General features: G+C 63.7%; 20 protein-coding genes, 1 tRNA gene and 3 pseudogenes. 9 read left to right on the top strand and 15 right to left on the bottom strand.

Going from position 1 to position 24,707, the window contains the following annotated elements; all coding sequences use genetic code 11:
- Positions 1 to 10: 10 nt before the first annotated feature.
- Positions 11 to 1,075: an acyltransferase family protein gene (locus ACVWYO_RS15420; RefSeq protein WP_457352234.1), complete on the bottom strand. Its 1,065-nt coding sequence runs from the start codon at positions 1,073 to 1,075 to the stop codon at positions 11 to 13.
- Positions 1,076 to 1,499: 424 nt separating this feature from the next.
- On the opposite strand from ACVWYO_RS15420, the gene ACVWYO_RS15415 reads away from it, so the two are divergent.
- Both ACVWYO_RS15415 and ACVWYO_RS15410 read left to right on the top strand, forming a co-directional pair.
- The gene (locus ACVWYO_RS15415; protein ID WP_457352232.1) at positions 1,500 to 1,778 is read left to right on the top strand and encodes a glycosyltransferase; all 279 of its coding nucleotides are present in this window, start codon (positions 1,500 to 1,502) and stop codon (positions 1,776 to 1,778) included.
- 21 nt (positions 1,779 to 1,799) lie between these two features.
- Positions 1,800 to 2,543, top strand: a complete 744-nt coding sequence (locus ACVWYO_RS15410) for a hypothetical protein (RefSeq protein WP_457352230.1) — start codon at positions 1,800 to 1,802, stop codon at positions 2,541 to 2,543.
- On the opposite strand, the pseudogene ACVWYO_RS15405 reads toward ACVWYO_RS15410, so the two are convergent.
- Positions 2,502 to 2,753 (bottom strand): annotated as a pseudogene (locus tag ACVWYO_RS15405) (integrase core domain-containing protein); the annotation flags it as partial. The gene ACVWYO_RS15410 and the pseudogene ACVWYO_RS15405 sit on opposite strands and share 42 nt — an antisense overlap.
- 76 nt (positions 2,754 to 2,829) lie before the next feature.
- Here ACVWYO_RS15405 and ACVWYO_RS15400 point away from each other — a divergent pair.
- Positions 2,830 to 3,959, top strand: a protein-coding gene (locus ACVWYO_RS15400; protein WP_457349017.1) for an IS3 family transposase whose coding sequence is annotated in 2 segments (ribosomal slippage) — positions 2,830 to 3,091 and positions 3,091 to 3,959 — 1,131 coding nt in all. Because the reading frame shifts where the segments join, the coding sequence is not laid out codon by codon here.
- A 63-nt stretch (positions 3,960 to 4,022) separates the two neighbouring features.
- On the opposite strand, the pseudogene ACVWYO_RS15395 reads toward ACVWYO_RS15400, so the two are convergent.
- The 3 genes and pseudogenes from ACVWYO_RS15395 to ACVWYO_RS15385 all read right to left on the bottom strand — a co-directional run.
- Positions 4,023 to 4,900 (bottom strand): annotated as a pseudogene (locus ACVWYO_RS15395) (IS3 family transposase); the annotation flags it as partial.
- 110 nt (positions 4,901 to 5,010) lie between these two features.
- Positions 5,011 to 6,120 carry a glycosyltransferase gene (locus ACVWYO_RS15390; protein ID WP_457355014.1) on the bottom strand — a complete coding sequence of 370 codons (1,110 nt, stop codon included), beginning with the start codon at positions 6,118 to 6,120 and terminating at the stop codon, positions 5,011 to 5,013.
- 558 nt (positions 6,121 to 6,678) lie between these two features.
- Entirely contained in the window at positions 6,679 to 7,593 is a 915-nt protein-coding gene (locus tag ACVWYO_RS15385) for a phytanoyl-CoA dioxygenase family protein (protein WP_457352229.1), read from the bottom strand.
- Between the two features lie 594 nt (positions 7,594 to 8,187).
- On the opposite strand from ACVWYO_RS15385, the gene ACVWYO_RS15380 reads away from it, so the two are divergent.
- Complete coding sequence (locus ACVWYO_RS15380; protein WP_457352227.1) at positions 8,188 to 8,670, top strand: NUDIX domain-containing protein; 483 nt, start codon at positions 8,188 to 8,190, stop codon at positions 8,668 to 8,670.
- 528 nt (positions 8,671 to 9,198) lie between these two features.
- Here the strand turns inward: ACVWYO_RS15380 and ACVWYO_RS15375 are convergent.
- A tRNA-Ala gene (locus ACVWYO_RS15375) sits at positions 9,199 to 9,274 on the bottom strand.
- A 244-nt stretch (positions 9,275 to 9,518) separates the two neighbouring features.
- Between ACVWYO_RS15375 and ACVWYO_RS15370 the strand changes: the two genes are divergently transcribed.
- Positions 9,519 to 10,535 carry a DUF2171 domain-containing protein gene (locus ACVWYO_RS15370; RefSeq protein WP_457352225.1) on the top strand — a complete coding sequence of 339 codons (1,017 nt, stop codon included), beginning with the start codon at positions 9,519 to 9,521 and terminating at the stop codon, positions 10,533 to 10,535.
- Between the two features lie 138 nt (positions 10,536 to 10,673).
- On the opposite strand, the gene ypfJ is transcribed toward ACVWYO_RS15370, so the two are convergent.
- Positions 10,674 to 11,600, bottom strand: a complete 927-nt coding sequence (ypfJ, locus tag ACVWYO_RS15365; protein ID WP_457352223.1) for a KPN_02809 family neutral zinc metallopeptidase — start codon at positions 11,598 to 11,600, stop codon at positions 10,674 to 10,676.
- Positions 11,601 to 11,752: 152 nt separating this feature from the next.
- On the opposite strand from ypfJ, the pseudogene ACVWYO_RS15360 reads away from it, so the two are divergent.
- The 3 genes and pseudogenes from ACVWYO_RS15360 to ACVWYO_RS15350 all read left to right on the top strand — a co-directional run bounded on the left by ACVWYO_RS15360 (position 11,753) and on the right by ACVWYO_RS15350 (position 14,489).
- Positions 11,753 to 12,911, top strand: a pseudogene (locus tag ACVWYO_RS15360) (patatin-like phospholipase family protein).
- A 17-nt stretch (positions 12,912 to 12,928) separates the two neighbouring features.
- The gene (locus ACVWYO_RS15355; RefSeq protein ID WP_457352221.1) at positions 12,929 to 13,714 is read left to right on the top strand and encodes a 3-hydroxybutyrate dehydrogenase; all 786 of its coding nucleotides are present in this window, start codon (positions 12,929 to 12,931) and stop codon (positions 13,712 to 13,714) included.
- A 97-nt stretch (positions 13,715 to 13,811) separates the two neighbouring features.
- Entirely contained in the window at positions 13,812 to 14,489 is a 678-nt protein-coding gene (locus ACVWYO_RS15350; RefSeq protein ID WP_457352219.1) for a DUF4893 domain-containing protein, read from the top strand.
- A gap of 3 nt (positions 14,490 to 14,492) precedes the next feature.
- On the opposite strand, the gene ACVWYO_RS15345 is transcribed toward ACVWYO_RS15350, so the two are convergent.
- The 3 genes from ACVWYO_RS15345 to guaA form a co-directional block, all read right to left on the bottom strand.
- On the bottom strand, positions 14,493 to 15,443 hold the full coding sequence (locus tag ACVWYO_RS15345) for a cation diffusion facilitator family transporter (RefSeq protein ID WP_457352217.1): 951 nt from the start codon (positions 15,441 to 15,443) through the stop codon (positions 14,493 to 14,495).
- Positions 15,444 to 15,501: 58 nt separating this feature from the next.
- Positions 15,502 to 16,851, bottom strand: a complete 1,350-nt coding sequence (locus ACVWYO_RS15340) for an amino acid permease (protein WP_457355012.1) — start codon at positions 16,849 to 16,851, stop codon at positions 15,502 to 15,504.
- Positions 16,852 to 16,973: 122 nt separating this feature from the next.
- A complete protein-coding gene (gene guaA / locus ACVWYO_RS15335; protein ID WP_457352215.1) occupies positions 16,974 to 18,530 on the bottom strand; it encodes a glutamine-hydrolyzing GMP synthase in 1,557 nt (518 codons plus the stop codon).
- 49 nt (positions 18,531 to 18,579) lie between these two features.
- Between guaA and ACVWYO_RS15330 the strand changes: the two genes are divergently transcribed.
- Positions 18,580 to 19,710 (top strand): 50S ribosomal protein L11 methyltransferase, encoded by a 1,131-nt coding sequence (locus tag ACVWYO_RS15330; protein ID WP_457352213.1) that lies wholly within the window; start codon positions 18,580 to 18,582, stop codon positions 19,708 to 19,710.
- A gap of 126 nt (positions 19,711 to 19,836) precedes the next feature.
- On the opposite strand, the gene ACVWYO_RS15325 is transcribed toward ACVWYO_RS15330, so the two are convergent.
- From ACVWYO_RS15325 to rpsM, 5 genes are all read right to left on the bottom strand, one after another.
- On the bottom strand, positions 19,837 to 21,963 hold the full coding sequence (locus ACVWYO_RS15325) for a prolyl oligopeptidase family serine peptidase (RefSeq protein WP_457352211.1): 2,127 nt from the start codon (positions 21,961 to 21,963) through the stop codon (positions 19,837 to 19,839).
- Between the two features lie 77 nt (positions 21,964 to 22,040).
- Positions 22,041 to 22,463, bottom strand: coding sequence for a 50S ribosomal protein L17 (gene rplQ / locus ACVWYO_RS15320; RefSeq protein ID WP_010185520.1), 423 nt, complete (start codon positions 22,461 to 22,463; stop codon positions 22,041 to 22,043).
- A 169-nt stretch (positions 22,464 to 22,632) separates the two neighbouring features.
- On the bottom strand, positions 22,633 to 23,697 hold the full coding sequence (locus ACVWYO_RS15315) for a DNA-directed RNA polymerase subunit alpha (RefSeq protein WP_457352209.1): 1,065 nt from the start codon (positions 23,695 to 23,697) through the stop codon (positions 22,633 to 22,635).
- Between the two features lie 95 nt (positions 23,698 to 23,792).
- On the bottom strand, positions 23,793 to 24,182 hold the full coding sequence (gene rpsK, locus ACVWYO_RS15310; RefSeq protein WP_010164557.1) for a 30S ribosomal protein S11: 390 nt from the start codon (positions 24,180 to 24,182) through the stop codon (positions 23,793 to 23,795).
- 55 nt (positions 24,183 to 24,237) lie between these two features.
- On the bottom strand, positions 24,238 to 24,606 hold the full coding sequence (rpsM, locus tag ACVWYO_RS15305; protein WP_010185518.1) for a 30S ribosomal protein S13: 369 nt from the start codon (positions 24,604 to 24,606) through the stop codon (positions 24,238 to 24,240).
- Between the last annotated feature and the right edge of the window lie 101 nt (positions 24,607 to 24,707).

Below are 24,707 nucleotides of genomic sequence, written 5' to 3'. Positions count from 1 at the left end.
CCTGACGATGTTACGGTGCGGCAGCAGGTTGAGCGATCGCCCGATTGCCGCGGATCGCCTTTAGGCGACGCCGCAACGCCATATCGATAGCGAGGCACAGGCAGGCGATCACGATCGCTAGCGCCACGATGATCGGAACCGAAATATACTCGACAATTCGCGACGGGCCGGTCCGGTTCAGTAGGCTCGCCGCCTTGATCACAATCGGGTAATGAACGATGTAAAGCGGATAGGACAACAAACCGAGCCACCGCGATATCCGTTGCACGAACCCGCTCGGCCGCTCGTTCATCGCAGCGGTCAGCAACAGCGGAAAGACCAGAATAGCGCAGGCTAAATCGCGCAGCCCGTTGACGGTCGTGAGAAGCGGCGTCGGGATACAAATCGTGGCAAGCAACGCCAGAACGACGAGCCAAAGCGGCGCTGTAATCTGTGGTAGTCGAAACTGAACGCGCATCCGGTACAACAGGATGCCACAGGGGTAGCAAAAGGCGAAGATCGCTACGCCGCCAACCAGCGTGTCAAACGACCAGCCGATGTTGAGCCCACCGAAGTACACGCCGCATGCCGCCATCGCAAACCCGCCCAACCCGACCAGCAGCATCAGGTTGCGATCGCTCAAACGGCCGAGGATCAAACGGTGTACGAGATTCCCCCATATCTCGATTGCAAGCGACCATTGAGGGGCAAGCAGGGGGAACACCGAACTGCCGGGCCACGGAATAAGGCAAATCGCCGCAAGCAGCATCAACCATATCTCGTGGTTGATAGCCCCATCGCCAAAGCCAATCCGAATACCGAGCGATACTGCCAAGCCAAGGAGCAGCAGCGGGTACAGCCGCTCGATCCGAATAGCCAGAAACGCAAACGGCGAACTGGTGCGCATAATGCGGTTTTCGTAAGCGTGCGCGATCACGATCCCGCTCAGCATAAAGAAGAACGGCACCGCCATATAGGCATGCGGAATAGCGTATACCAAACCGTACTGATCGCTCGTATGCATGATAACGACTGCGATCGCTGCGATCCCGCGCAGCCCATCCAGCAATTCAAACGTTTCGCGACGCGCCGACATCCGATCTTCCCCTGTCGACGCGGTCTCTTAAGCTGGCGTTCGATCGGCGCTTATGGCGGGAAGCCCTTGAAACGGCAAATACAATTACATCGGTCTGCGATGAGCGTGTGATTAGTGAGGCGGAAGAGTACGTACGAGCTTACTTCGACGCCGCAATCTTAGATAGGCCAGCCCTTCGCGCCGCCGACCAGACTGGCAGCCGATTCAGCAGCACGAGCGGGCTGGTGCGCTCGCACCGCGCTAGGCGGCGCCCGGGCGCGGGTATGTCTCTAACCGCGGTGCGGCGCCGACTTCTGAAATATCGTTAACCATCCCTTAGCGTCCGTTGCCTAGAGCGGGTCCGTCTTCAGCCGGGATAACGCGAATGCGCAGCGAACGAACAGCGGATTTCGAAGCGGCAATCATGGCAAATCGTACGATCGACGTGACGATCGTGATGCCGTGTCTCAACGAGGTAGACTGCCTTGCGCATTGCATCGCCAATGCGCGAGTCGCTCTCGCGGCGATTGAAAACGAACTCGGCCTGCTGGGTGAGATCGTTATCGCCGACAACGGGTCGACCGACGGCAGCCAGACGCTTGCCGTGGGTCTCGGCGCCCGCGTCGTCGCAGTCATTGAACGCGGCTACGGCGCCGCGCTCAACGGCGGCGCGAGCGCGGCCTTTGGCGGCTACGTATTGATGGGCGACGCGGACGGCAGCTAAGACTTCACTGACGGCGTGGCGATGATCCGCTCGCTCCATCAGGACAGCGCTGATCTGTGCATGGGATCGCGCTTCCTGGGCGGGATCGCGCCCGGTGCGATGCCGTGGAAGAACCGCCATATCGGCAATCCTTTACTTACGGGCCTTCTTAACTTCCTGTTCCGCGCAAGGATCGACGATGCGCATTGCGGTTTGCGCGCGATCCGCAAAGATGCGTTCTTGCGCTTGGGGCTTACTGGTACCGGCATGGAATTCGCCAGCGAAATGGTGATCGAGGCCGCGCTAAAACGGCTGAGGATCACCCAAGCACCCGCCAGACTGCTCGCCGACCTGCGCGACCGGCCGCCGCATCTCCGGCCGTGGCGCGACGGTTGGCGACATCTGCGCTATCTCTTCATGCTAAGCCCGACCTGGCTGTTTGCCTTACCGGGGGGAGCGGCGATGGCGCTCGCGGGCGTCGTGCTGCTTGTCGCGCTCGCGCATCTGCTGGGTATGATGCACGGCGAGACGCCGTTCGGCACAAGCTGGACGATCGCGGCGGGCTTCTTGTTCACGACTGGCCATCTATCGGCGATCCTCGCGCTTGCCACTCACCTGTCGAGCGTGCGTCAGAGCTATCGACCCTTGGGTCGCGTTGACGTGACCCCCTTTTTTCGTCCAGTTGAAGCTAGAGTCCGACCCCGAAGTGAGCTGCTACCCATTCTTGGACCACCCGGCTGGGCGTCATCCAGTTCCTGCCGGCCAGGGCGGGCCATGTGCCGCTGACCGGTTCACCAGCGATATCGGCGGCTTATTGCCGATCGCGCTATGTGGTCGCACCTCGTTATAGTCTCTACGCCAAGTCTCGCATTTTCCGACCGCGTCGTCGAGGCTCATGAACCAGTGCTGGTTCAGGCACTCCGCCCGGAACTTGCCGTTGAAGCTCTCGATGAACGCATTGTCCGTCGGCGTGCCAGGCCGCGAGAAAGAGGTGGTTCTAGGAATCTGAACAGCGGGGATAAGTGGATTGCCGATCTGAGAGCGGCCATGCTGGCCGCGAAGAGGAGGCAAGATGAGCAAGCGACCCCGCCGGAACCACAGCCCGGCATTCAAGGCCAAGGTGGCGCTGGCTGCCGTGGGAGGCGAGAAGACGCTGGCCGAACTGGCGCAGGAGTATGAGGTGCACCCGAACCTCATTAATCAGTGGCGGTCCAAGCTGCTGGAGGGGGCGTCAGACGTGTTCGGAGCGGTGCCGGCAGCGAGCGAACCAGCGGTCGATATAACGGTGCTGCACGCAAAGATTGGCGAGCTGACGCTGGCGAACGATTTTTTGGCCGGTGCGCTCGGGAAGGCCGGTCTGTTGCCGAGCGCAAAGCGATGATCGACCGTGACCATGAGCTGCCGCTGGCCCGTCAAGCGCAGCAGCTCAAGATCAGCCGCGGCAGCATCTACTATCTCCCGCGGCCTGTCTCGCCGGCCGACCTGTTGATCATGCGGCGGATCGATGAGCTTCATCTGCTCTATCCGTTCGCCGGCAGCCGGATGCTGCGCGATCTGCTCCGGCAGGAAGGCGTGGTCATCGGGCGACGGCATGTCGCGACGCTGATGAAGCGAATGGGGCTCGAGGCGATCTACCGCCGTCCGAACACGTCGAAACCGGCGACGGGGCACAAGATCTATCCGTACCTGCTGCGCAAGCTGGCAGTGATCCGGCCGAACCAGGTCTGGGCGACGGATATCACGTACATCCCAATGGCTCGCGGTTTCGTCTATCTGGTGGCTATCGTCGATTGGTTCACCCGACGGGTGCTGGCCTGGCGAGTGTCGATTTCGATGGATGTCGCGTTCTGCGTCGCTGCGTTGGAGGAAGCGCTCGCACGGTACGGCAAGCCTTCCATTTTCAATAGCGACCAAGGCTCGCAATTCACCAGTGTGGCCTTCACCGCCGTCCTGCACCGCGAAGAGATAGCAATAAGCATGGATGGCAAAGGGTGCTGGCGGGACAACGTGTTTGTTGAGCGCCTGTGGCGCTCGGTGAAATACGAAGAGGTGTACCTCAATGCCTACGCCTCGGTTCCCGAAGCCCGCGCCGGCATCGGTCGATATCTCGCATTTTATAACGGCGTCCGGCCACATTCAGCCCTTGGCGCCAGAACACCGGACCAGGTATACTTCGACCAGCCGCTTCTCGCAGCGGCATGATCAACCCGCGGTAGTCCACTTATCCAGACCGCGAGCCTGTTCAGACAAGCGGAGCCACCTCTAGAAGTCCAGTACGACACCCCGCATGTACGCCCACAGGTCGAGGTCTCGGGAGATGAACTCGCTGCCCTGATCCACCCGGATGGAGGCTGGATAGCCGACCTCGCCGCAGACCCGGTCCAGCACGGCGATCACGTCAGGCGCCCGGAAGCTGAACCGTGGCACTACTGCTGGCGAGAACCGGCTGAACGTGTCGATCACCGTCAGGATACGTAGCTTCGATCCCGTGGCGAGTTGGTCATGGACGAAGTCCATGGCCCATACTTCATTCGAACACGACGCCGCGCAGCGTCCTTCTCTTAGCTTCGCTTTCACCCGGCGCTTCGGTGGCTTTTGTCGCAGCTGCAGCCCCAACTCCTTGTAAAGCCGATAAACACGTTTCGCGTTCACGTCCCAACCCTCCCGCCGGAGCAGCACATGGATCCGGCGATAGCCGTAACGCACGCGCGTTTCAGCGATCTCCTGCATCCGCTTCTTTAGGTCGGCCTGATCCGCGCGGCGTCCACGATAGTGGTAGCTCGATCGCTCCGCCCGAAGCACGCTGCACGCCCGTCGGATACTGACGGACCAGATGCCCCGGATGTCGTCGACGAGCTGACGCCGCCGATCAGGCCTCAGAGCTTTCGCGAGACGACATCCTGCAACATCGCCTTGTCGAGACTCAGGTCGGCCACCAACCGCTTGAGCTTCGCATTCTCATCCTCGAGTTGGCGTAATCGCCGCATCTCCGATGACATCAAACCGGCGTATTTCTTGCGCCAGGCATAGAATGTCGCATCGCTGATCCCGGCTTTGCGGCACACCTCGCCGATCGTCGTGCCGTCCTCGGCCTGCTTCAACACAAACGCGATCTGCGCCTCGCTGAACTTCGATCTTTTCATCGCTCACTCCATCGACTGACCCTCAATCCTAAACTGGAATTTTCCAGCTCAAAACGGTCCAGGAAACGGGCAGCAGGTCAGCAATCCTGCCTGCTCGTCACGGGGCGGCGCTAGGATTGGAACGCCGCCACCGCGTCGGCAAGGACTCTTTCGGTCGAGGCTTCGATCGAAAGCCGGGTTTGGTTGCGCGCATACGATTCGCGCGTCGCCGCGCGCAGCGCCGGCCCGCCCCGGTCGCAGGCCATGATCGCTTCGGCAAGCGCTGCGGGCGTATCGTCCGCCGCGACGAACCCGTTCTCGCCGGGCTCGACGAGCTCGACCGCGGCGTTGTCTGGCCCGACGACGACGACGACCGGAACGCCTCGCGCGCTCGCTTCGACCACGCCCATGCCATAGCTCTCGCGCGCCGACGGCTGGACGATCGCGGTTGCCCCGGCCATGCCGTCCTCAACGACCGACTGGTCGACGAACCCAGGCAGCGCGATCCATTCGCTGAGGCCGAGCCGGGCGATCTTTGCGGAGATCGCGGCGTGATCAGGCCCCTGCCCGAACAAGGTGGCGCGAAGGGCCGGGTGCCGTTCCATCGCCACGGCCAGCGCGTCGATCAGAAGCGATAGCCGCTTTTCGGGGATGAACCGCCCTGCATAGACGATAGTCGCGGGCGTCGCGGCTTCTGATTGGCTGCGGTAGTTACTGCTCGTGTGCAGGCCGGTCAGCAAGACAGCAACGCTTTCCAGACCGATCTCACTGAGTCGTGAACGATGCAGTGCGCTAAAGCTGTAGGCAGTCTGCGGCACCTTGGCGCACAGCCGCTGGATGCACCAGCCCACCGCGCCGAGCCTACCGAGATATTCGTCCCAATAGCCCCTACTCCAGACCTCGAGCCAGTCGACCGCGATCGTGAACCGGCCGATGGGGCGCAACACCGCTGCGGCCAACAGCGAGAAAAAGGGGAACGATGCCGTATGGACGCGGTCGTAGCGGCGGCCGTGGCGCAGTAGATGGAAGAACACGCCAATCCCGAAGCGGATTGGGGGCCAGATGCGGCGCTTGCCGTTGCGATATAGCGGCATGCGCGGTCCGACCGCTACCACGCGGACCCCGGGCAGATCGGGCGCGTTGCCCGCGTCCCACTGTGTGAGCGTAAGATAGGTGACGTCGTGGCCAGCGCGCGCCAGCGCCAGCGCCAGGTTGCGATACCAGCGTTCTCCGCCGCCGATTGTCCGGGGATATAGACAGTCGTATAGGATTCAAAACCGCATCGTGACCGCTCGCGGCTCGATCTCGATCACGTTGACGTCACTCCTTCGAACCATCCGTCGCCCGACGCCCTGCGGTCGAACCATCGATACCTCAAGCCCGCGGAGCGTGCTAGGCCACTGCGCCCCCAGGAAGTGATGAAGGCCGGGCGTGTCGTCCCCGCTCGGATCGCAGATCCCCGATGAGTGCAGCTAGCAATGTCCTGGACGGGAATGCCTTCGCTGCGTCGATCGACCGTCAGGTGCGCGGTGTCTTAGCGCATGGCGGTCGTGTCGGCATGGTCTTGCAAATGCACAGGTTCGACGCGCAGGCGTTTTCGCACGACTAGCAAAACGCGACGCGGATCCAACTCGTGCGCCTTGATTGGCTGGATCCTATCCGACTGCTGCGCCCTTTTTGCGTCAATGTGCGGACTGCCAGATCGGCAAAGCCCCGAACAGCTCGCGCTGCAGTGCGGACACACCCATCGACGGCGTATCGGCTGCTTGAGGGCCGTCACATCTGCCCGATCGTGCAAATCAGCCGAGCACGCCATAGCGGTAACTGGGACTCGGATCATAGGGGCCGAATTCGAGTTCGAGAATGAGCCTCGGGCTCGACCGTGCGACCGTGCCGGTGTGGAAGACAAAAGGATCCTCCGAGAAGCCGCTGCCGGCAGGCCCTGTAATCGATGTAAACATGTCGAGCCCATAATAGGATTCGAGGGCACCCCGCTCCTGCCCATGAAAAAGCGTGTATTGGTGGCGCAGGCCGCGATGCCGGTGGCTGCCGCGAATATAGAGATGCGGCCCGGAGACCTCATCGACGTCTGTAAGGTAGAAGAAGAATTTGAGCGTTCGCCAATCGTTCAAATCGAAGTGGAAACGGTCCTGGGCGGCTCTGCGCAGATCACCGTCGTCGAAGCGCCTCGCCGGGAAACTCCACCATAGCCGGACCCGAATATTCTTTGCGTGCTGACCAAGATAATTGCGCGCTACGGCGAGAAGACGCGGATCGACCAACAGTCTATTGACAGCGTCGGAGCGTTCGACCGCCGAGAAATAGTAGCCGGCGAGGATGTCGTTGGAGCGCTCGTGATTGGCCCCGGCAACGTCTTGAGGCAGGAAGCTCATACCGTCTGCGTCCCGTGAGGAGCAGCGATTTTCATTGGCGAACGTCCGGATTTCCTCAAATGTCGCCGCGGACAGCGAGAAGCCCTCGCAGACGCCATCGCTGTGCAAGCGGCGCGTGACGATATCGGCGTCCGGAGAATCGACGTCGCTGCTAGCTGGCAACGGCGTTTGCAGCGTAGGCTTCGTCCGCAGCTTGCGCTCGATCCAACGCGCCCATTTCAATCGCCCGAACACGATGAGGAAAACCCATCCGGGCCGCTCTCGTGCATATGTCGCATACGAAGGCGCGCGGACCGCTATACGCCTAGCTGAAGCAAGCATCGTTATAGCCTTTGGACACACGCACTATCAAGCGATAGTATTATCGAAGTGACCCGATATCGGCAAAGCTATTATGAGGCATAAGAGATGAAAAATTTTTAATGTTACAGAATGAAGCTTCAGCCTAAAACGCTGTACCTGGGTTTCTATTTGCATAATTTTTCATTTTATCCTTATTTATTAGATCCATATAAATCGAAGTTTGGATAACAAAGTAGGCAAGTGGGAAAGCCGTCAAAGGATCTGGCGCCGCCACATACCGGGGTTACAATTGCGGAAGCGAACCAAGGGAGAAGGGCATATGGTCGCTTGCCGGAGCGCGCGGATTGCCATCTTACGCGGGGTAGTGTCGTTTGGATCGAAACAGATTGGTCGCTACAGATTTGGGTGGCATCGTCGACATGAACCCAATGGCATCCATGCCGCCGCACGTACATCCTCACCGAAGCTCTCTCGTCTCGTACCCACAAAAGACGGTCGGCTTAGCCACTTCGTCGTACAATGAAGCAGGGCCGTTTGGTCATCTTTCCAGCCGAGAGGCTCAGCCTGGTGCGGTGTGTTGCACCAGGTTTTTTGCAGCGTTAGGGTCAGCCAATGCTGGCTGGCCTTTTGAGATTGATGATGCAAACTGCCGATGGGGTACGGCAGCGGTATTGGCGGTGGCGAGGCCGCCCTCGGCTTGCCACGGCGGCGCTGGCCTATACCCCCGACGGCGAGCTGCTCTTCGTCAGGCAGACCTATACCGACGGTTGGTGCCTGCCGGGGGGCGGGCGTCGGGCGACGGAGGAGCCCATTGCGGCGGCGTTACGTGAATTGCGCGAAGAGATCGGACTGTTCGGCTGGGGTGAGACGCAGTGGCGTACAACCATTCATCGCCCCTTCTCCGGTGTACCGGTCGCGACCGACGTCGTGATCGTGAGCGACGTAACATTTGCGTTCAGACGAAACCTCGAAGTCGAAGCGGTATCGTCTTTCGCTCCTGCTGCATTGCCCGCGGACCTCAACCCTTGGGCTATCACCGTACTCACAGTCGTCGGCCTCTTGCATCCCGCAGAGAAGGCGGCTTTTTCGCCCTGACGCGACTGGGCGGCGACGCGCGATAGCGATGGGGTAACTGGCCCCACTGTTCCGGGAACGTCGATTGCCGGATGCGCCCTGCCGATCAACCTTCGCGAGCGCTACCGCTTGGTCCGCGTAACTCGCACCTTGCCACAGCGGACACATCGCGCGACGATAGTTAGCGGCCGCGCTGTTGCCGACTTCCGAAGCCAACGGTGGATATCGAAGCGACAGAGCCACCCTAACACATTACGACCCTCTCGTGGCGTCCATCGAGCCGACCGCAATAGCCGAATATTGTCAATTTAGCGTTTAGGCTTTCGGCCTTTCGTATCCGGGCGATTCGCTAGCGATTTTCTAAACGCCGCGGCCGAGACAGGACGGTTTGGCATTTTAATGACCAGTTAGGCACAAAAGCTGATCCCCGCGGCGCAATTCAAACTGGAAGCATGTACTACATTGCGTTTACCGCAATGAGACTTCAATCGATCCGCACTAGGCGGACAGTATCCTCAACTTCAAAGCTTGGATTGGCTTGGCTTGGCGTGGTGGAGCTGAGCGGAATCGAACCGCTGGCCTCTGCAGTGCGATTGCAGCGCTCTCCCATCTGAGCTACAGCCCCGCACCACGCCCGGCCCAGCCTGTAGGCGGAATGCCGCCTTAGCGGGGCTTTTCGGGCGATGCAACTCCCGGATTTTCCGCCACGATAACCGGCTTGCGACGAAGCGTAGCCGCCGTGCGATGATATGCCGCCGCGTTGCGCCCGAGCCCCGGAACGCTTGGCGATCTCCTGCGCTTGTACCCACAGCCCCGCCGACACGGGCAGATCGTGCGGCGCGGCGTCACCGTCTCAGGAGGACGATATCATGGCTTATGAACGTTATCCCCGCAGCAACTCGGGTGGATATGACGATCGCGACCAGCGCCAGGGTTATGGGCGAGATTCGAGCAACCGCGATTCCTACGGCTCGCACCGCGATTCCTATGGTAGCCGCGAGTCCCAGCCATGGGGCGCGTATGACGAGTTCGGCCAGCGCGACCGCTATAATGCCGACGATCAGCAGGACCGCCAGCAGCGCTCGAACCGCGACCATGGCTATCAGGGCCAGGGCAATTATGGCCGCGATGGCTACCCCCAAAGCGGCGGCCAAAACGATCGCTACGGCGCGCGCGATTATGGTCGCTCCGACATGTACCGCGGCACCACCAATGATCGCTTCCAGCAGGATCGCGGTCGCCAGGATCGTGCCCAACAGGGCTATGGTCGCCAGCCGCAGGGCTATGATTATGACGATCGCGGCTTCTTCGACCGTGCCGGCGACGAGGTTCGCTCGTGGTTCGGCGACGAGGACGCCAATCGCCGCCGTGATCTCGACGCCCGCTACGACGAGCAGCGCTCCGGCCACCCCAGCGATGACCATTATAGCGACTGGCGCCGTTCGCAGATCGACGCGCTCGACCGCGACTATCACGAGTATCGCCAGGAAAACCGGACCAAGTTCGACAGCGAATTCGGCTCATGGCGTTCCCAGCGCCAGACGCAGCGCGGCTCGCTCGGCCAGGTTACCGAGCATATGGAAGTCGTCGGGTCGGACGGCGCGCATGTCGGCACGGTCGACAAGGTGCGTGGCGACCGCATCATCTTGACGAAGACCGACGCGGATGCCGGTGGCCGGCATCACTCGATCCCGTCGCGCTGGCTCCAGTCGGTCGCCGACAAGGTGACGATATCGAAGACGGCCGAGGACGCAAAGGCGCACTGGCGTGACGAGGAGCGCAATCAGGCGTTCTTCAACGACGACGGCACGCACCGGAACGAGAAGAGCGACGACAAGACCGCGACCGGGACGCAGGGTTTCGGCCAGAATACGCGGACCTATTGACGCGAGGCGCCCTGCTCCCGGCGGGAGCGGGGCCAGCCGCGCGAAAGGTGGCGCAGAGTACGGAAGCCCGCCCCCCTTCCGTCGCGCCGCTCCTCGGCCCCTCTCCCACCGGGAGAGGGGCTTTTTGTTGACCTGGGCTTACAGTGCGCCCGAGAAGGTGTCGCACTGCGCGGGGTCGCCGCTGTCCATGCCCTTGCGCAGCCACGCCATGCGCTGCGCCGAAGTGCCGTGGGTGAAGCTGTCGGGAACGACGCGGCCCTGCGACTGCTTCTGCAGCGTATCGTCGCCGATCGCCTGCGCTGCCGTCATGCCTTCCTCGACGTCACCGGCATCGAGCCGGTCCTTGTTTTGCGCGGCCCAGACGCCGGCATAGCAATCCGCCTGCAGCTCGAGCTTGACCGAGGCCTGGTTGCCCTCGACTTCGCTGCCACGCTGCTGGATCGCGGCGACCTGGTCCGACGTGCCGAGCAGATTCTGGATGTGATGGCCGAATTCATGCGCGACGACATAGTCCTGCGCAAAATCGCCCTTCGCGCCGAAGCGGGTGCCGAGTTCGTCGAAGAAGCTCGTGTCGAGATAGACGCCCTGATCACGCGGGCAATAGAATGGCCCCATCGCGCTCTGCGCCGCGCCGCAGCCCGAACGACCGCTGCCGCCATAGAAGACGAGCTTCGGCCGCTGGAAGGTCTTGCCCTCGCGCTGGAAGATCGACGCCCAGGTCTTGTCGGCCGAGCTGAACGCGTTGCACGCCACCTTGCTTGCCGCATCGGCGGTGCAGCTTGCGGTGACACTCTTTCCCAAGCTTGGCTGCCCGACCTGTTCGGTCGGCGCGGAGCGCTGGCTGGTCCCGCCACCGCCGAGCATCCCGAGCCCGCCGCCGAAGAAGAACAGCACCGCGAGCAGAATTGCGACGCCGCCGCAACCGAAGCGGCTGAACACCATCGGCAGCAGGCCGAGCAGCAAGCCGCCGCCACCGCCTCCGCCACCAAAGCCGCCAAAGCCGCTGCCGCCCTGACCGCGTTGGTCCTCGACATTGATGTTGGGGTCGAAATCGTCGAGGCGCATTGGATCAGTCCCGGGGTCGTTGCCGCTTTCTGCTGAATGCTTCGCGCGCCCGCTTGTTGCAAGCCGCTGTTGCCTCCGATCCGCCGCCGGATGACACGGGTTTCATCAAACTGTCGTTGATCCGCTACGGCAACTCGCGCATGTCGAGCCGCATGGCAGATGCAGGCACAGTCCGTCCGAAACGTCACGCCAAGGCGCTTCCCCTCCCCGATTGCGTCGCGCTCGTCCTGCAGGGCGGCGGCGCACTGGGGAGCTACCAGGCGGGCGTGATCGAGGGCCTGGCGGCGAGCGGGATCGAGATCGATTGGGTCGCGGGCATCTCGATCGGGGCGATCAACGCCGCGATCGTCGCGGGCAACCCGCCCGATCGCCGCGTGGAGCGACTCAATATCTTCTGGGACAAGGTGACCTCGGCACTGCCGAGCTTCCCCATCTTCCCCGACGATCGAATCCGTGAGTTTCTCCACGAATGGTCGGCGGGCATCGTGCTCGCGGCGGGGGTGCCGGGTTTCTTCAAGCCGCGCTTGCTCTCGCCGGCCTTCGCCGTACCCGGTACGCCTGGCGCGCTGAGCTTCTATGACTCGGCGCCGCTCAAGGACCTTCTCGACGCGCTGATCGACTGGGATCTGCTCAACCACGGGCCAGTGCGACTGTCGGTTGGCGCGGTCGATGTGGAGAGCGGCAATTTCAGCTATTTCGACACGACCGAGACCATGATCGACGCGCGCCACATCATGGCGTCGGGCGCGCTGCCGCCCGGTCTGCCGCCGGTCGAGATCGACGGGCGGCTCTGGTGGGACGGCGGCCTCGTCTCGAACACACCGCTGACGCACGTGCTCGATCACCAGCAAGGCGCGCTGCTCGCCTTCCAGGTCGATCTCTTCTCCGCTGCGACCGAACGCCCGCGCACCATCATGGACGTGATGGCGCGCGAAAAGGAAATCCGCTTTTCGAGCCGCACGCCGCCAGGTCTCCGACCAGGTGATGCGCATCCGCAAGGATCGCGAACTCGCGCGGCGAGTGCTGGCCAAGCTGCCGCCCGAACTGGCCGAAGACCCCGATGTCGTTGCGCTGCGCAAGCAATCGAGCGAGGATCCCGTCAACCTGGTCCACCTGATCTACCGCGCCAACACGTGGGAGGGCGGCAGCCGCGATTTCGAATTTTCGGCGCGCACGATGCGCGAGCATTGGGAAGCGGGCCAGCAAGCCGTTGCCGAGACGATGGCGAATGCCCGGCTCGTCGCCGAGAATATCGAGACCGGCAAGAGCGCCGCGTTCGATCTGACCGTCCACCGCACGCCCCTACCCTGACCGAAACGGAGATACGCATGTTCCTCAAGGGCAAGACCGCCATCGTCACCGGCTCGACCTCGGGCATCGGGCTCGAATATGCCAAGCTGTTTGCGGCCGAGGGCGCGAGCGTCGTCATCAACGGTTTCGGCGATGCCGCCGCGATCGAGACCGAGCGCGCCAAGCTCGAGGCGGCGAGCGGCGCCAAGGCGCTGTATGACGCTGCCGACATGACCAAGCCCAACGAGATCGCCGCGATGGTCGCGCGCTGCCATGCCGAACTCGGCGGCCCCGACATCATCGTCAACAACGCCGGCATCCAGCACGTTGCCAAGATCGAGGATTTCCCCGCCAACAAGTTCGAGGCGATCATCAAAATTAATCTCAACTCGGCCTGGTACATGATGCAGGCTGCTGTCCCGCTGATGAAAGCGAAGAAATGGGGCCGGATCATCTCGACCGCCTCGGCGCACAGTCTCGTCGCGAGCCCCAACAAATCGGCCTATGTGATGGCCAAGCACGGCCTTGCCGGCCTGACCAAGACGATCGCGCTCGAAACGGCGACCTACGGCATCACCGTGAATTGTATCTCGCCCGGCTATGTCTGGACACCTTTGGTCGAGGCGCAGATCCCCGATACGATGAAGGCGCGCGGCATGACCAAGGAGCAGGTGATGAACGACGTCCTGCTCGAGGCGCAGCCGACCAAGGAATTCGTCACCGTCGATCAGGTCGCCGCGCTCGCGCTGTTCCTGTGCCGCGACGAGGCGAAATCGATCACCGGCGCCAATCTCTCGGTCGATGGCGGCTGGACCGCCGCCTGATCAGGCTTTTTGGCCGCGGCGGTGCGCGGTTGGCAACCTAGCACTGCCGTGGTTAGTTGTGCTTGCGTATACCGGTCGCAACGAAAGAAGGATCGTCTTGAAGAGATTTGCCCGGGGTTTGGGGTCTACGCTGTGTACGCTTCCGTTCGCGCTGTTCGGTCAATGCGGTGCCGAGGCCCATAAGACGATCGAAGTCCGGATCGAACCGCGGTCGGTGATCGGCGTGTCGAGCGACACGACCGACTGGCGCCGCGTCGCCACGCCCAACGACCGCGAGCGACTGCGCGGCTGGCGCCAGACGTGGATCGCCGCGCTCGCCAAGGCCTCGGCCAGCGCCAATGCCGGGACGCTGACCGCCGACCCGTTGCTGTTCGACCCCGACCGCGCGCTGCCCGGCGCGACCCCACCGCCGGGTGCATATCGCTGCCGGGTGTTCAAGCTCGGCGCCAACGGCACCGCGATGCGCAATGTCACGACCTATCCCGAGGTCGATTGCCACGTGACGCGCGATGGCGCGATGTCGAGCCTCTACAAAGTGTCGGGACCGCAGCGCCCGGTCGGCCTGCTCTTTCCCGAATCCGCCTCGCGCGCTGTGTTTCTCGGCACGATGGTGATCGGCGACGAGACCCGCCCGCTCAATTACGGACAGGACGTCAATCGCGATCTCGCCGGCTATGTCGAGCGGATCGGCGAGCAGCGCTGGCGCCTGGTGCTGCCACGGCCGCGCTTCGAATCCTTGCTCGACGTGGTCGAGATCGTCCCGGCGCCGCGCTGAGCCTCAGTCCACCGGCGGCGCCGGCAAGCGCGCGGCGTCTTCCTTGCGTTCGGGCCGGATATAGATCGACGACAATTTGGGTTCGGCCGCCTTCAATTCGGTCTCGATGTCCTCGATCAGCAATTCGGCCTCGCCCATCGTCAGCGAATCCTCGAAATCGGCGCTAATCGCGAGGAATATGCTTTCGGGCGCGGTATGGATCGAGCGGACATGGTTGACCGCGGTGATCTGCGGCCGGCGATCGACGATCGCGTGGACCTTGGCGACGATCTCGCGGTCGGCGCCCTCGCCGATCAGCAGGCCCTTGGCCTCGCGCGCGAGCAAGGCTGCGACCACGCCGAGCAACACGCCGATGACGATCGATGCGATGCCGTCGATTCGCGGATCGGCATAGGCATGGCTCAGGAACACGCCGGCACCGGCGACGATCAGGCCGGCAATCGCCGCCGAATCCTCGAACAGCACGATGAAGCCTGCCGGGTCCTTCGACCGGCGCACCGCCTTCCACCAGTTCACACCGCGATTGGCTGCGGCGAATTCGCGGATCGCGAAGAACCAGGACCCGCCCTCAAGCACGAACGACACGCCGAGCACGATGTAATTGACCAGCGGATCGCGCAACGGTTCGGGATGCTTGTAATGCTCCCAGCCTTCATAGATCGAGACGCCCGCGCCGACCCCGAAGATCAGGATCGCGACTACGAAGCTCCAGAAATAGAGTTCGCGGCCATATCCGAACGGATGCGCTTCGTCGGGCGGGCGCTTACCGCGGTGCTGGCCATAGAGGAGCAGCAGTTGGTTGAAGCTGTCGACCACGGAGTGGAAGCCCTCGGTCAGCATCGACGACGATCCCGTCAGCGCCGCCGCGACGAACTTGGCGACCGCAATCCCGAGATTGGCGACGAGCGCTGCGATGACGACGAAGTTCGAGCCACCTTCTTTGGTCGCGGACATGATGGAAGCTCCCTTTGAGCGCGACATAAGCGCGCCGCCGGGCGCTGACCAGTCCGCGTTACTGCGCGACCGTCGCGCGCGCGCGGCCATAGGCGAAGTATACCGCCAGCCCGATTGCGTTCCACAGCAGGAACGACGCCTGCGTCACGACCTGCAGGCTCGTGAACAGATAGAGGCAGCCGAGGATCGCGAGCGGCGCGACGAGCCAGGCGAGCGGGGTGCGGAACGGGCGCCGCGCGCCGGGATCACGCCGCCGCAGCACGAGCACGCACGCCGCGACCGCGACGAACGCGCACAGCGTTCCCGCATTGGCGAGGCTGGCGATCACGTCGAGCGGGGTCAGCGCGGCGATCACGCTGACGAACACCGCGGTGACGAGCGTGATCCGCGCCGGCGTGCCGCGTATCGAGAGCCGCGCCAGCGCAGGTGGCAGGAAGCCGTCGCGCGCCATGACGAGGAAGATCCGGCTCTGCCCGTAGAGAAAACCGAGCAGCACCGTCGGCAGCGCGATCGCCGCGGCGGCGGCGACGATCGTCGCGACGCCGCCCTGCCCGATCTGGCGCAGGATCAGCGCGAGCGGCTCGCTGCTCTTGCCAAACACCGAGAAATGCACCGCGCCGACCGCGACCGCGGCGACGATCATGTAGATCGCGGTGCACGCGACCATCGATCCGATGATGCCGATCGCCAGGTCGCGCTCGGGGTTGCGGGTTTCCTCGGCGGCGGTCGAGATCGCGTCGAAGCCGTAGAACGCGAAGAAGATGATCGCGGCAGCGCCCATCACGCCGTACTTCACCCCGCCATCGCCCGCGACGCTGCCATAGCCGTACGGCGCGAACGGATGGAGGTTCGCCGGGTCGAAATGCGGCAGCGCGACCGCGACGAACAGCGCGAGCGTGACGATCTTGACGAGCACGAGCGCCGCATTGATTCGCGCGCTCTCCCGCGTGCCGAGCGTGAGCAGGCCGGCGACGACGGCGATGATGAACACTGCGGGCAGATTGATTCCGAACGCGCCGCCGATGCTCGGCCCGTGCGTGGCCCAGTCCGGCAAATCGATGCCGAGGCCATGCAGAAAGCCCACTGCATAGCCCGACCAGCCGACCGCGACGGTCGACACGACGAGCGAATATTCGAGGATCAGACTCCACCCGACGACCCAGGCAACCACCTCGCCAAGCACGGCATAGCTATAGGTGTAGGCGCTGCCCGAGGCGGGGATCATCGTCGCCATCTCGGCATAGCAGAGCGCGGCACATGCACAGATCGCGCCCGCGATCGCGAAGCTCAGCAACACTGCGGGCCCGGCGCGATCGGCGCCCACGCCGATCAGCGTCAGGATACCGGTGCCGACGATCGCGCCGACGCCGAGCGCGACGAGATGCGGCCAGGACAGCGTGCGCGCCATGCGCTCTTCGACCGGCTGGTCGTCACCGTGGAGGATGATCTTCTTGCGAAACAGGCCGGTCAAAATGCTTCCCCCCGGACCGCGACACGATCGCGCGGTCAAAACCCCTCAACTGCGGAGACTCATTCCCACTCGATCGTGCCAGGCGGCTTGCTCGTATAGTCGTAGGTTACGCGGTTGATGCCCTTGACCTCGTTGACGATCCGCGTTGCGACGCGCGGCAGGAAGTCGCCGGGGAACTGGAACGCCTCGGCGGTCATGCCGTCGGTCGAGGTAACGGCGCGCAGGGCGAGCACGTTGTCGTACGTGCGGCCATCGCCCATCACGCCGACGCTACGCACCGGCAGCAGCACCGCGAACGCCTGCCAGATCGTGTCGTACAGCCCCGCCGCGCGGATCTCCTCGAGATAGATCGCGTCAGCCTTGCGCAGGATGTCGCAGCGTTCCTTGGTCACTTCGCCCGGAATGCGGATGGCGAGGCCCGGCCCCGGGAACGGGTGGCGGCCGACGAACGCCTGCGGCAGACCGAGCTCGATGCCGAGCACGCGGACTTCGTCCTTGAACAGCTCGCGCAAGGGTTCGACGAGCTGCATGTTCATCCGCTCGGGCAGGCCGCCGACATTGTGGTGGCTCTTGATCGTCACCGACGGCCCGCCGGTGAAGCTGACGCTCTCGATCACGTCGGGGTAAAGCGTCCCCTGCGCGAGAAAATCGGCGCCGCCGACCTTGTGCGCCTCTTCCTCGAACAGATCGATGAACGCCCCGCCGATGAACTTGCGCTTCTTTTCGGGGTCGGTCTCGCCCGCGAGGCCAGCGAGGAAGGTTTCCTCGGCGTTCACATGGACGAGCGGGATGTTGTAGCTATTGCGGAACAGGCTGACGACCTGTTCGGCCTCGCCGGTGCGCATCAGGCCGTGGTCGACGAACACGCAGGTGAGCTGCTCGCCGATCGCTTCGTGGATCAGCACGGCCGCGACCGCGCTGTCGACGCCGCCCGACAGGCCGCAGATCACCCGACCGCTGCCGACCTGGGCGCGGATTTCGGCGACCTTGGCGGCGCGGAACTCCGCCATCGTCCAGTCGCCGGTGAGGCCACAGACGTGGCGCGCGAAATTGGCGATCAGCTTGGCGCCATCGGGCGTGTGCGCGACTTCCATGTGGAACTGCGTCGCGTAATATTTGCGCGCGTCGTCGGCAACGACGGCGATCGGCGAGCCGGGGCTGACCGCGACCGGGCGGAATCCGGGGGCGAGCGCGCTGACCTTGTCGCCGTGGCTCATCCACACGGTGTGGGTATCGCCGGTCTTCCACACGCCGTCGAAGAGGACGCAGTCGTCCGTAATCTCGATCACGGCATGGCCAAACTCGCCGCTCTCGCCGAGCGTGACGTTGCCGCCGAGCTGCTGCATCAGCACTTGCTGGCCGTAGCAAATGCCCATGATCGGCACACCGCTGTCTAGGATCGCCGGTGGAATCCGCGGGCTCCCCTCGTCGAGCACCGAGGCCGGGCTGCCCGACAGGATCACGCCCTTGGGCGCCATTCGCGTAAAGGCCGCTTCTGCGGTGGTGAACGGGGCGATCTCGCTGTAGACGCCAGCCTCTCGCACGCGCCGTGCGATCAATTGCGTCACTTGGCTGCCGAAATCGACGATGAGAATGGAGTCGGTCGGATGGGTCATGCCGCCAGATAGCAGAAGAGCGCGGCGGGGGAAGAGCTTTGGGGGCCGAATGCACGACAAGTATATGAAAGCCGCCGCGCGCGCCGGTTTCGAACCGATGGTCACCGCCGCAGCGGGCGATGGGCGCAGACTGGCAGGCCTCGCCGGACTCGCCGCCAAGATCGGCCTGGGCGGGCGCGTCTATTCGCTGGCGATGGCAGCGCGCACGCACGAACCCGACGATGTCGAGGTCGCGGCGCGCACCCAGCAACTGATTGGCCAGAGCGTTCCGCGCTGGCATTTCAACATGTTGCGCGACGAACCCCGCAATGCTGCGTTCGACGCCGCGATCCGCCGTGCCGTGACGCCGGGCACGCATGTGCTCGACATCGGCGCGGGGAGCGGCTTGCTGTCGATGATGGCGGCGCGCGCCGGTGCCGGGCGCGTCGTGGCATGCGAGGAAAATCCCGCGATCGCCGACATGGCGCGTCAGATTGTCTCGACGAATGGGTTTGCCGATCGCGTGCGCGTGGTGACGGGCAATTCGACCGACCTCGATGTCGAATCCGACCTTGAGGGGCCAGCCGACGTGATCGTCTCGGAGATCGTCTCGAACAATCTGCTTGCCGAGGGCGTGCTCAAGACGCTTGCCGATGCGGCGACGCGGCTGCTCGCGCCGGGCGGGCAGATGATCCCGGCGGGCGGCGATGTGATGATTGCGCTCGGCACCTGGTCGGCGGCCGAGGACCACCGGATGACGATGGTGGCAGGGTTCGATCTCGGCGGCTTCAACGCGCTGACGCAGGTCCCGCGCAACGTTGCGGTGAGCGATGCGACGCTGACGCTGCAAAGCGAGCCGGCGGCGTTGCTGTCGTTCGACTTCACCGGAGAGGCCGCACGCGAGCCGCACCATGGCACGGCGACGCTCGTCGCGCAGGGCGGGCCGATCGGCGGGATCGTGCAGTGGATCCGGCTGCAGCTCGACGATGTGATCGATTACGAGAACCGGCCTGGCCCGGATGCGAAATCGCATTGGGGGGCGCAATATTACCCGTTCGATGTACCGCTTGATCTGGCTCCGGGAACTGAGCTGCGGGTCGTGGGAGTGCATGACGGGCATCAGCTATTGGTGTGGCGCGAAGACGCGGGCGCGACCGAGCTCCCCTCCCCTTCAGGGGAGGGGTTGGGGGTGGGGCTGTAACGGGCACAGCCTTTACCCGGCACTTCCCCACCCCAACCCAGTGTCAGGTCGGTCAGGCCCCCGGCCTGACCTGAACCACGCGGGGCGTGGTTCACCTGACACTCCTAAAGGGGAGGGGCTAGGAGCTTATTCGACCGGCTTCACGCTCAACCCGGTCCACTTCGCCGCGAACGCCCACGCATCCGCCGTCTCCGCAATCACCTTGTCGGTCGGCTTGCCCGATCCATGCCCCGCGCGCGTTTCGATCCGCACCAGCCGCGGTTTCGGCCCGAGATCGGCGGCCTGCAGCGCAGCGGTGTACTTGAACGTATGCCCCGGCACGACGCGGTCGTCGGTATCCGCGGTCTCGGCCAGGATCGCCGGATAGGGCTTGCCCGGCCGGATATTGTGGTACGGCGAGTAGGCGTAGAGCGTCTTGAAATCGGCCTCCTTCGCCGGATAGCCGTAATCGTCGACCCAATAGCGCCCCGCCGTAAAGCGATCGAAGCGCAGCATGTCCATCACGCCCACCGCCGGCAGCGCCGCGGCGAACAGGTCGGGCCGCTGGTTGGTCACCGCGCCGACGAGCAGGCCGCCGTTCGACCCGCCCTGGATGACGAGTTGATCCGCCCCGGTGATGTGCTGCGCCTTCAGATACTCGCCCGCCGCGATGAAATCGTCGAACACGTTCTGCTTGTTGGCGAGCCGGCCGCCGTCGTGCCACGGCTTGCCATATTCCCCGCCGCCGCGAATGTTGGCGACCGCGAACACCCCGCCCTGCTCGAGCCACGCGATCCGTGTCGCCGAAAACGCGGGCGTCACCGAGATGTTGAAGCCGCCATAGGCATAGAGCAACGTTGGCGCCGGGCCGGTCACGTCCTTGCGCTTGACGACGAACATCGGAACCTTGGTGCCGTCCTTCGACGCATAGAAACGCTGCTCGACCGTGTAACGCGACGGATCGAACGCGACCTTGGGGGCCGCCCACGGCGTCGCCTTGCCCGTGCTGACATCGTAGCGATAGATCGTCGTTGGTGTGGCGAAGCTGGTGAAGGCATAGAAGGTCTCGGGGTCGTCCTGGTCCCCGCCGAAGCCGCCGACATCGCCGATCCCCGGCAGCGGCACGACACCATCGGGCTTGCCGTCGAGCGTGTAGCGGCGGACTTCGCTCTTCACGTCGGCGAGATAGGACAGCAGCAGCTTGCCGCCGACGATCGAGGCGCCGTCGAGCACGTCCTTGCCCTGCGGCACCACCTCATGCTCGGGTACTTCGGCCGAGCGCGCATAGAGGTTGGTCGCAACGATCCGCAGCCGCGGCGCGTCCTTGTTGGTAACCCAGTAGAAGTTGCCGCCGACATTGCCCGCGAAGGTCCACTGGTTCTGCAGCCCCTTGAAGATCGTGCGCGGGGCGGGCTTGGGCGCGGTGAGATCGATCACGGTGATCTCGTAGCGATTGTCGGTGCCCTCGTGCGTCGTGATGACGAGCCACTTGCCGTCGTCGGTGACCTGCGCATTGTGGCCCATCTTCGGGCGGTCGGGGGTCGCGTAGATCAGCGGGTCGGCGCTCTGCGGCGTGCCGAGCTTGTGGAAATAGACCTGCTGGTTCTCGTTGAGCGCCTGGAACTTGGCGCCCTCGGCGGGGGCTGCGAAGCGCGAATAATAGAAGCCCGAGCCATCCTTCGCCCAGGACAGGCTCGAGAACTTCACCCAGTCGATCTGATCGCTGATCGCGCCGCTGGCGACGTCAAGCACCTTCACCGTCCGCCAGTCGGTGCCGCCGTCCTGCACCGCATAGAGCAGCTTGTGGCCGTCCTCCGACGGCGTCCACTCGGCGAGCGCGGTCGCGCCGTCCTTCGACCAGCCGTTGGGGTCGACGAGCACGCGGCCTTCGCCGTTCACGCTGTCGCGGACATTCAGCACCGCCTGGTTCTGCAGCCCCGCGTTGCGCGTGTAGAAATAGCGCCCGCCCTTCTTCACCGGCACCCCGAAGCGCTCATAGTCGAGCAACTGCTTCAACCGCGCGGCGAAGATGTCGCGCCCGGGCAACGTCGCCAGATACGCGTTGGTGACCGCATTTTCGTCGGCGACCCACTTCGCCACCTCGGCGTCGGTCCGCACGTCATTCTCGAGCCAGCGATACGGATCGGCGACCTTGACGCCGAACTGTTCGTCCACCTGGGGGACACGGCGGGTCTCGGGATATTTCATGCTTTGGGCCTGTAGTTGCGCGGGAGCCGCGAGAACGAGAGCGATCAGCGGCAAGGTAAAGCGCATGTAAGGCTCCGAAACGAAAAAAGGAGCCGCACTCTACCGAGCGCGACTCCTTTCTCAACCTGCAAAGCGGTTACGGCTTATGCGGCCTCGTCATACTCGCCGTCGATGATCACCGGGCCCGAATCCTGGCCCTTGGCGCTCACGTCGCGGTCGACGAATTCGATGACGGCCATCGGCGAGGCGTCCGACATGCGGATGCCGGCCTTGATCACGCGGGTGTAGCCGCCGTTGCGATCGGCATAACGCGTCGCCAGGACGTCGAACAGCTTGATCAGCTGCGCGTCGTCGAGCAGCCGGGCGTGCGCCAGGCGGCGGTTGCTGAGACCACCCTTCTTGGCGAGCGTGATCAGCTTTTCGATATAGGGGCGCAGTTCCTTCGCCTTGGCGACGGTGGTGGTGATCTGCTCGTGCTTGATGAGGGCAGCGGACATGTTGCGGAACAGCGCAATGCGATGTGCCGAGGTACGCTGCAGTTTACGACCGCCTACGCGATGACGCATGGTGATTTCCTTCGTTCGTTAGGGGGCCGTGTGAGGTACCCCAGACCAGGTGGGGACGGTTCGCCCACCCAAATTACCGTCGCCCCAGCGGAGGCCGGGGCCGTTAGCTATGGGGCACTCGCTTCGCACACTTGCGAGGCGGCCCCGGCCTGCGCCGGGGCGACGTGCTTTAACCCATAATCTCCTGCTCGAGCTTCTTGGCCATCTCTTCGATGTTCTCAGGCGGCCAACCCGGGATTTCCATCCCGAGGCGGAGCCCCATCGACGACAGCACTTCCTTGATCTCGTTGAGCGACTTGCGGCCGAAGTTCGGCGTGCGCAGCATCTCGGCTTCGGTCTTCTGGACCAGATCGCCGATGTAGATGATGTTGTCGTTCTTGAGGCAGTTGGCGCTGCGCACCGAAAGCTCGAGCTCGTCGACCTTCTTGAGCAGGTAGCGGTTGATCTGCTGCGTGTCGCCCGACACTTCGCCTGCCGAAGCAGCCGGAGCGGCATGACCGATCGGTGCCGACCGGGTAGCCGACGAATCGTCGAAGTGGACGAACAGCGCGAGCTGGTCCTGCAGGATGCGACCGGCATAGCCGACAGCGTCCTCAGGGGTGATCGTGCCGTCGGTCTCGATCGTCAGCGTGAGCTTGTCGTAATCGAGCTCTTGCCCGACGCGGGTGTTCTCGACCTTGTAGCTCACCTGCTTGACCGGCGAATACAGCGCGTCGACCGGGATCAGCCCGATCGGCGCGTCGGCCGGACGGTTGGCGACGGCAGCGACATAGCCCTTGCCGACGTCAGCGGTGAATTCCATGTTGAGCGTCGCGCCCTCGTCGAGGTGGCACAGCACGAGGTTGGGGTTCATCACTTCGATGTCGCCCGACACCGCGATGTCGCCCGCCTTGACTTCGCCCGGACCCGTTGCCGAGAGCTGGAGGCGCTTGGGCCCCTCGCCCTGCATGCGCAAAGCGATCTGCTTCACGTTGAGCACGATGTCGGTCACGTCTTCGCGAACGCCGGCAAGCGACGAGAATTCGTGCAGCACGTTCTCGATCTTGATCGAGGTGACGGCAGCCCCCTGCAGCGACGACAGCAGCACGCGGCGCAGCGCGTTGCCGAGCGTCAGGCCGAAACCACGCTCCAGCGGCTCGGCAACGAAGGTTGCCTTGCGCTTGCCATCACCGGACTTCTTTTCGAGGCCGGACGGCTTCTTGAGTTCCTGCCAGTTCTTTGCATTGACGGACATAGGCTATCCCTTGGTTTTGGGTCGGCACGGCGCGATGCCGACCAGTTCGGAATCTCGGGCGTGCAGCGCGATCAACCGCGCACGCCCGAGAGAAATCAGACGCGACGACGCTTCGAAGGGCGCACGCCGTTGTGCGGGATCGAGGTCACGTCGCGGATCGAAGTGATCTGGAAACCGACCGCCTGCAGCGCACGAAGCGCCGACTCACGGCCCGAACCCGGACCCTTCACTTCGACTTCGAGCGTGCGGACGCCGTGCTCGGCGGCCTTCTTGCCGGCGTCTTCGGCAGCGACCTGTGCTGCGTACGGAGTCGACTTGCGCGAGCCCTTGAAGCCCATTGCGCCGGCCGACGACCACGAGATCGCGTTGCCCTGGGCATCGGTGATCGTGATCATGGTGTTGTTGAAGCTTGCGTTCACATGGGCGACGCCCGAGGTGATGTTCTTGCGCTCGCGCCGCTTAATGCGCTGTGGTTCACGTGCCATTTTGAAATCCTAAATCCTGAACGAGGAGCGAGCCGCGGTCACCCGCGGCTCAAGCTCACTTCTTCTTACCGGCGATCGGCTTAGCCTTGCCCTTGCGGGTGCGCGCATTGGTATGCGTGCGCTGGCCACGAACCGGCAGGCCCTTGCGATGGCGCAGGCCGCGATAGCAGGCGAGATCCATCAGACGCTTGATGTTCATCGCGACCTGGCGACGCAGATCGCCTTCGACGGTGTAATCGGCGTCGATCGCCTCACGGATGTGGAGCACTTCCTGATCGGTCAGGTCCTGCACACGCGCCGTCATCGGGATGTTCAGCTTGGTGACGATTTCCTTGGCCTTGGTGTTGCCAATGCCATGAATGTAGGTGAGCGCGATAACGACGCGCTTGTTGGTCGGGATATTGACCCCGGCGATACGTGCCATGAACTTTTTCTCCTGCTCCACGGGGCTGCATGGCTGCAGACCCCATCTCGACGCGTTGAATACCGTAACGCACGACACCGGCGCACGCAAACAGCGCCGCC

Source organism: Sphingomonas sp. UYP23 (assembly GCF_054059235.1).
The sequence above is the reverse complement of the archived record's forward strand: the minus strand, read 5'-3'. Positions and strand labels throughout refer to the sequence as shown.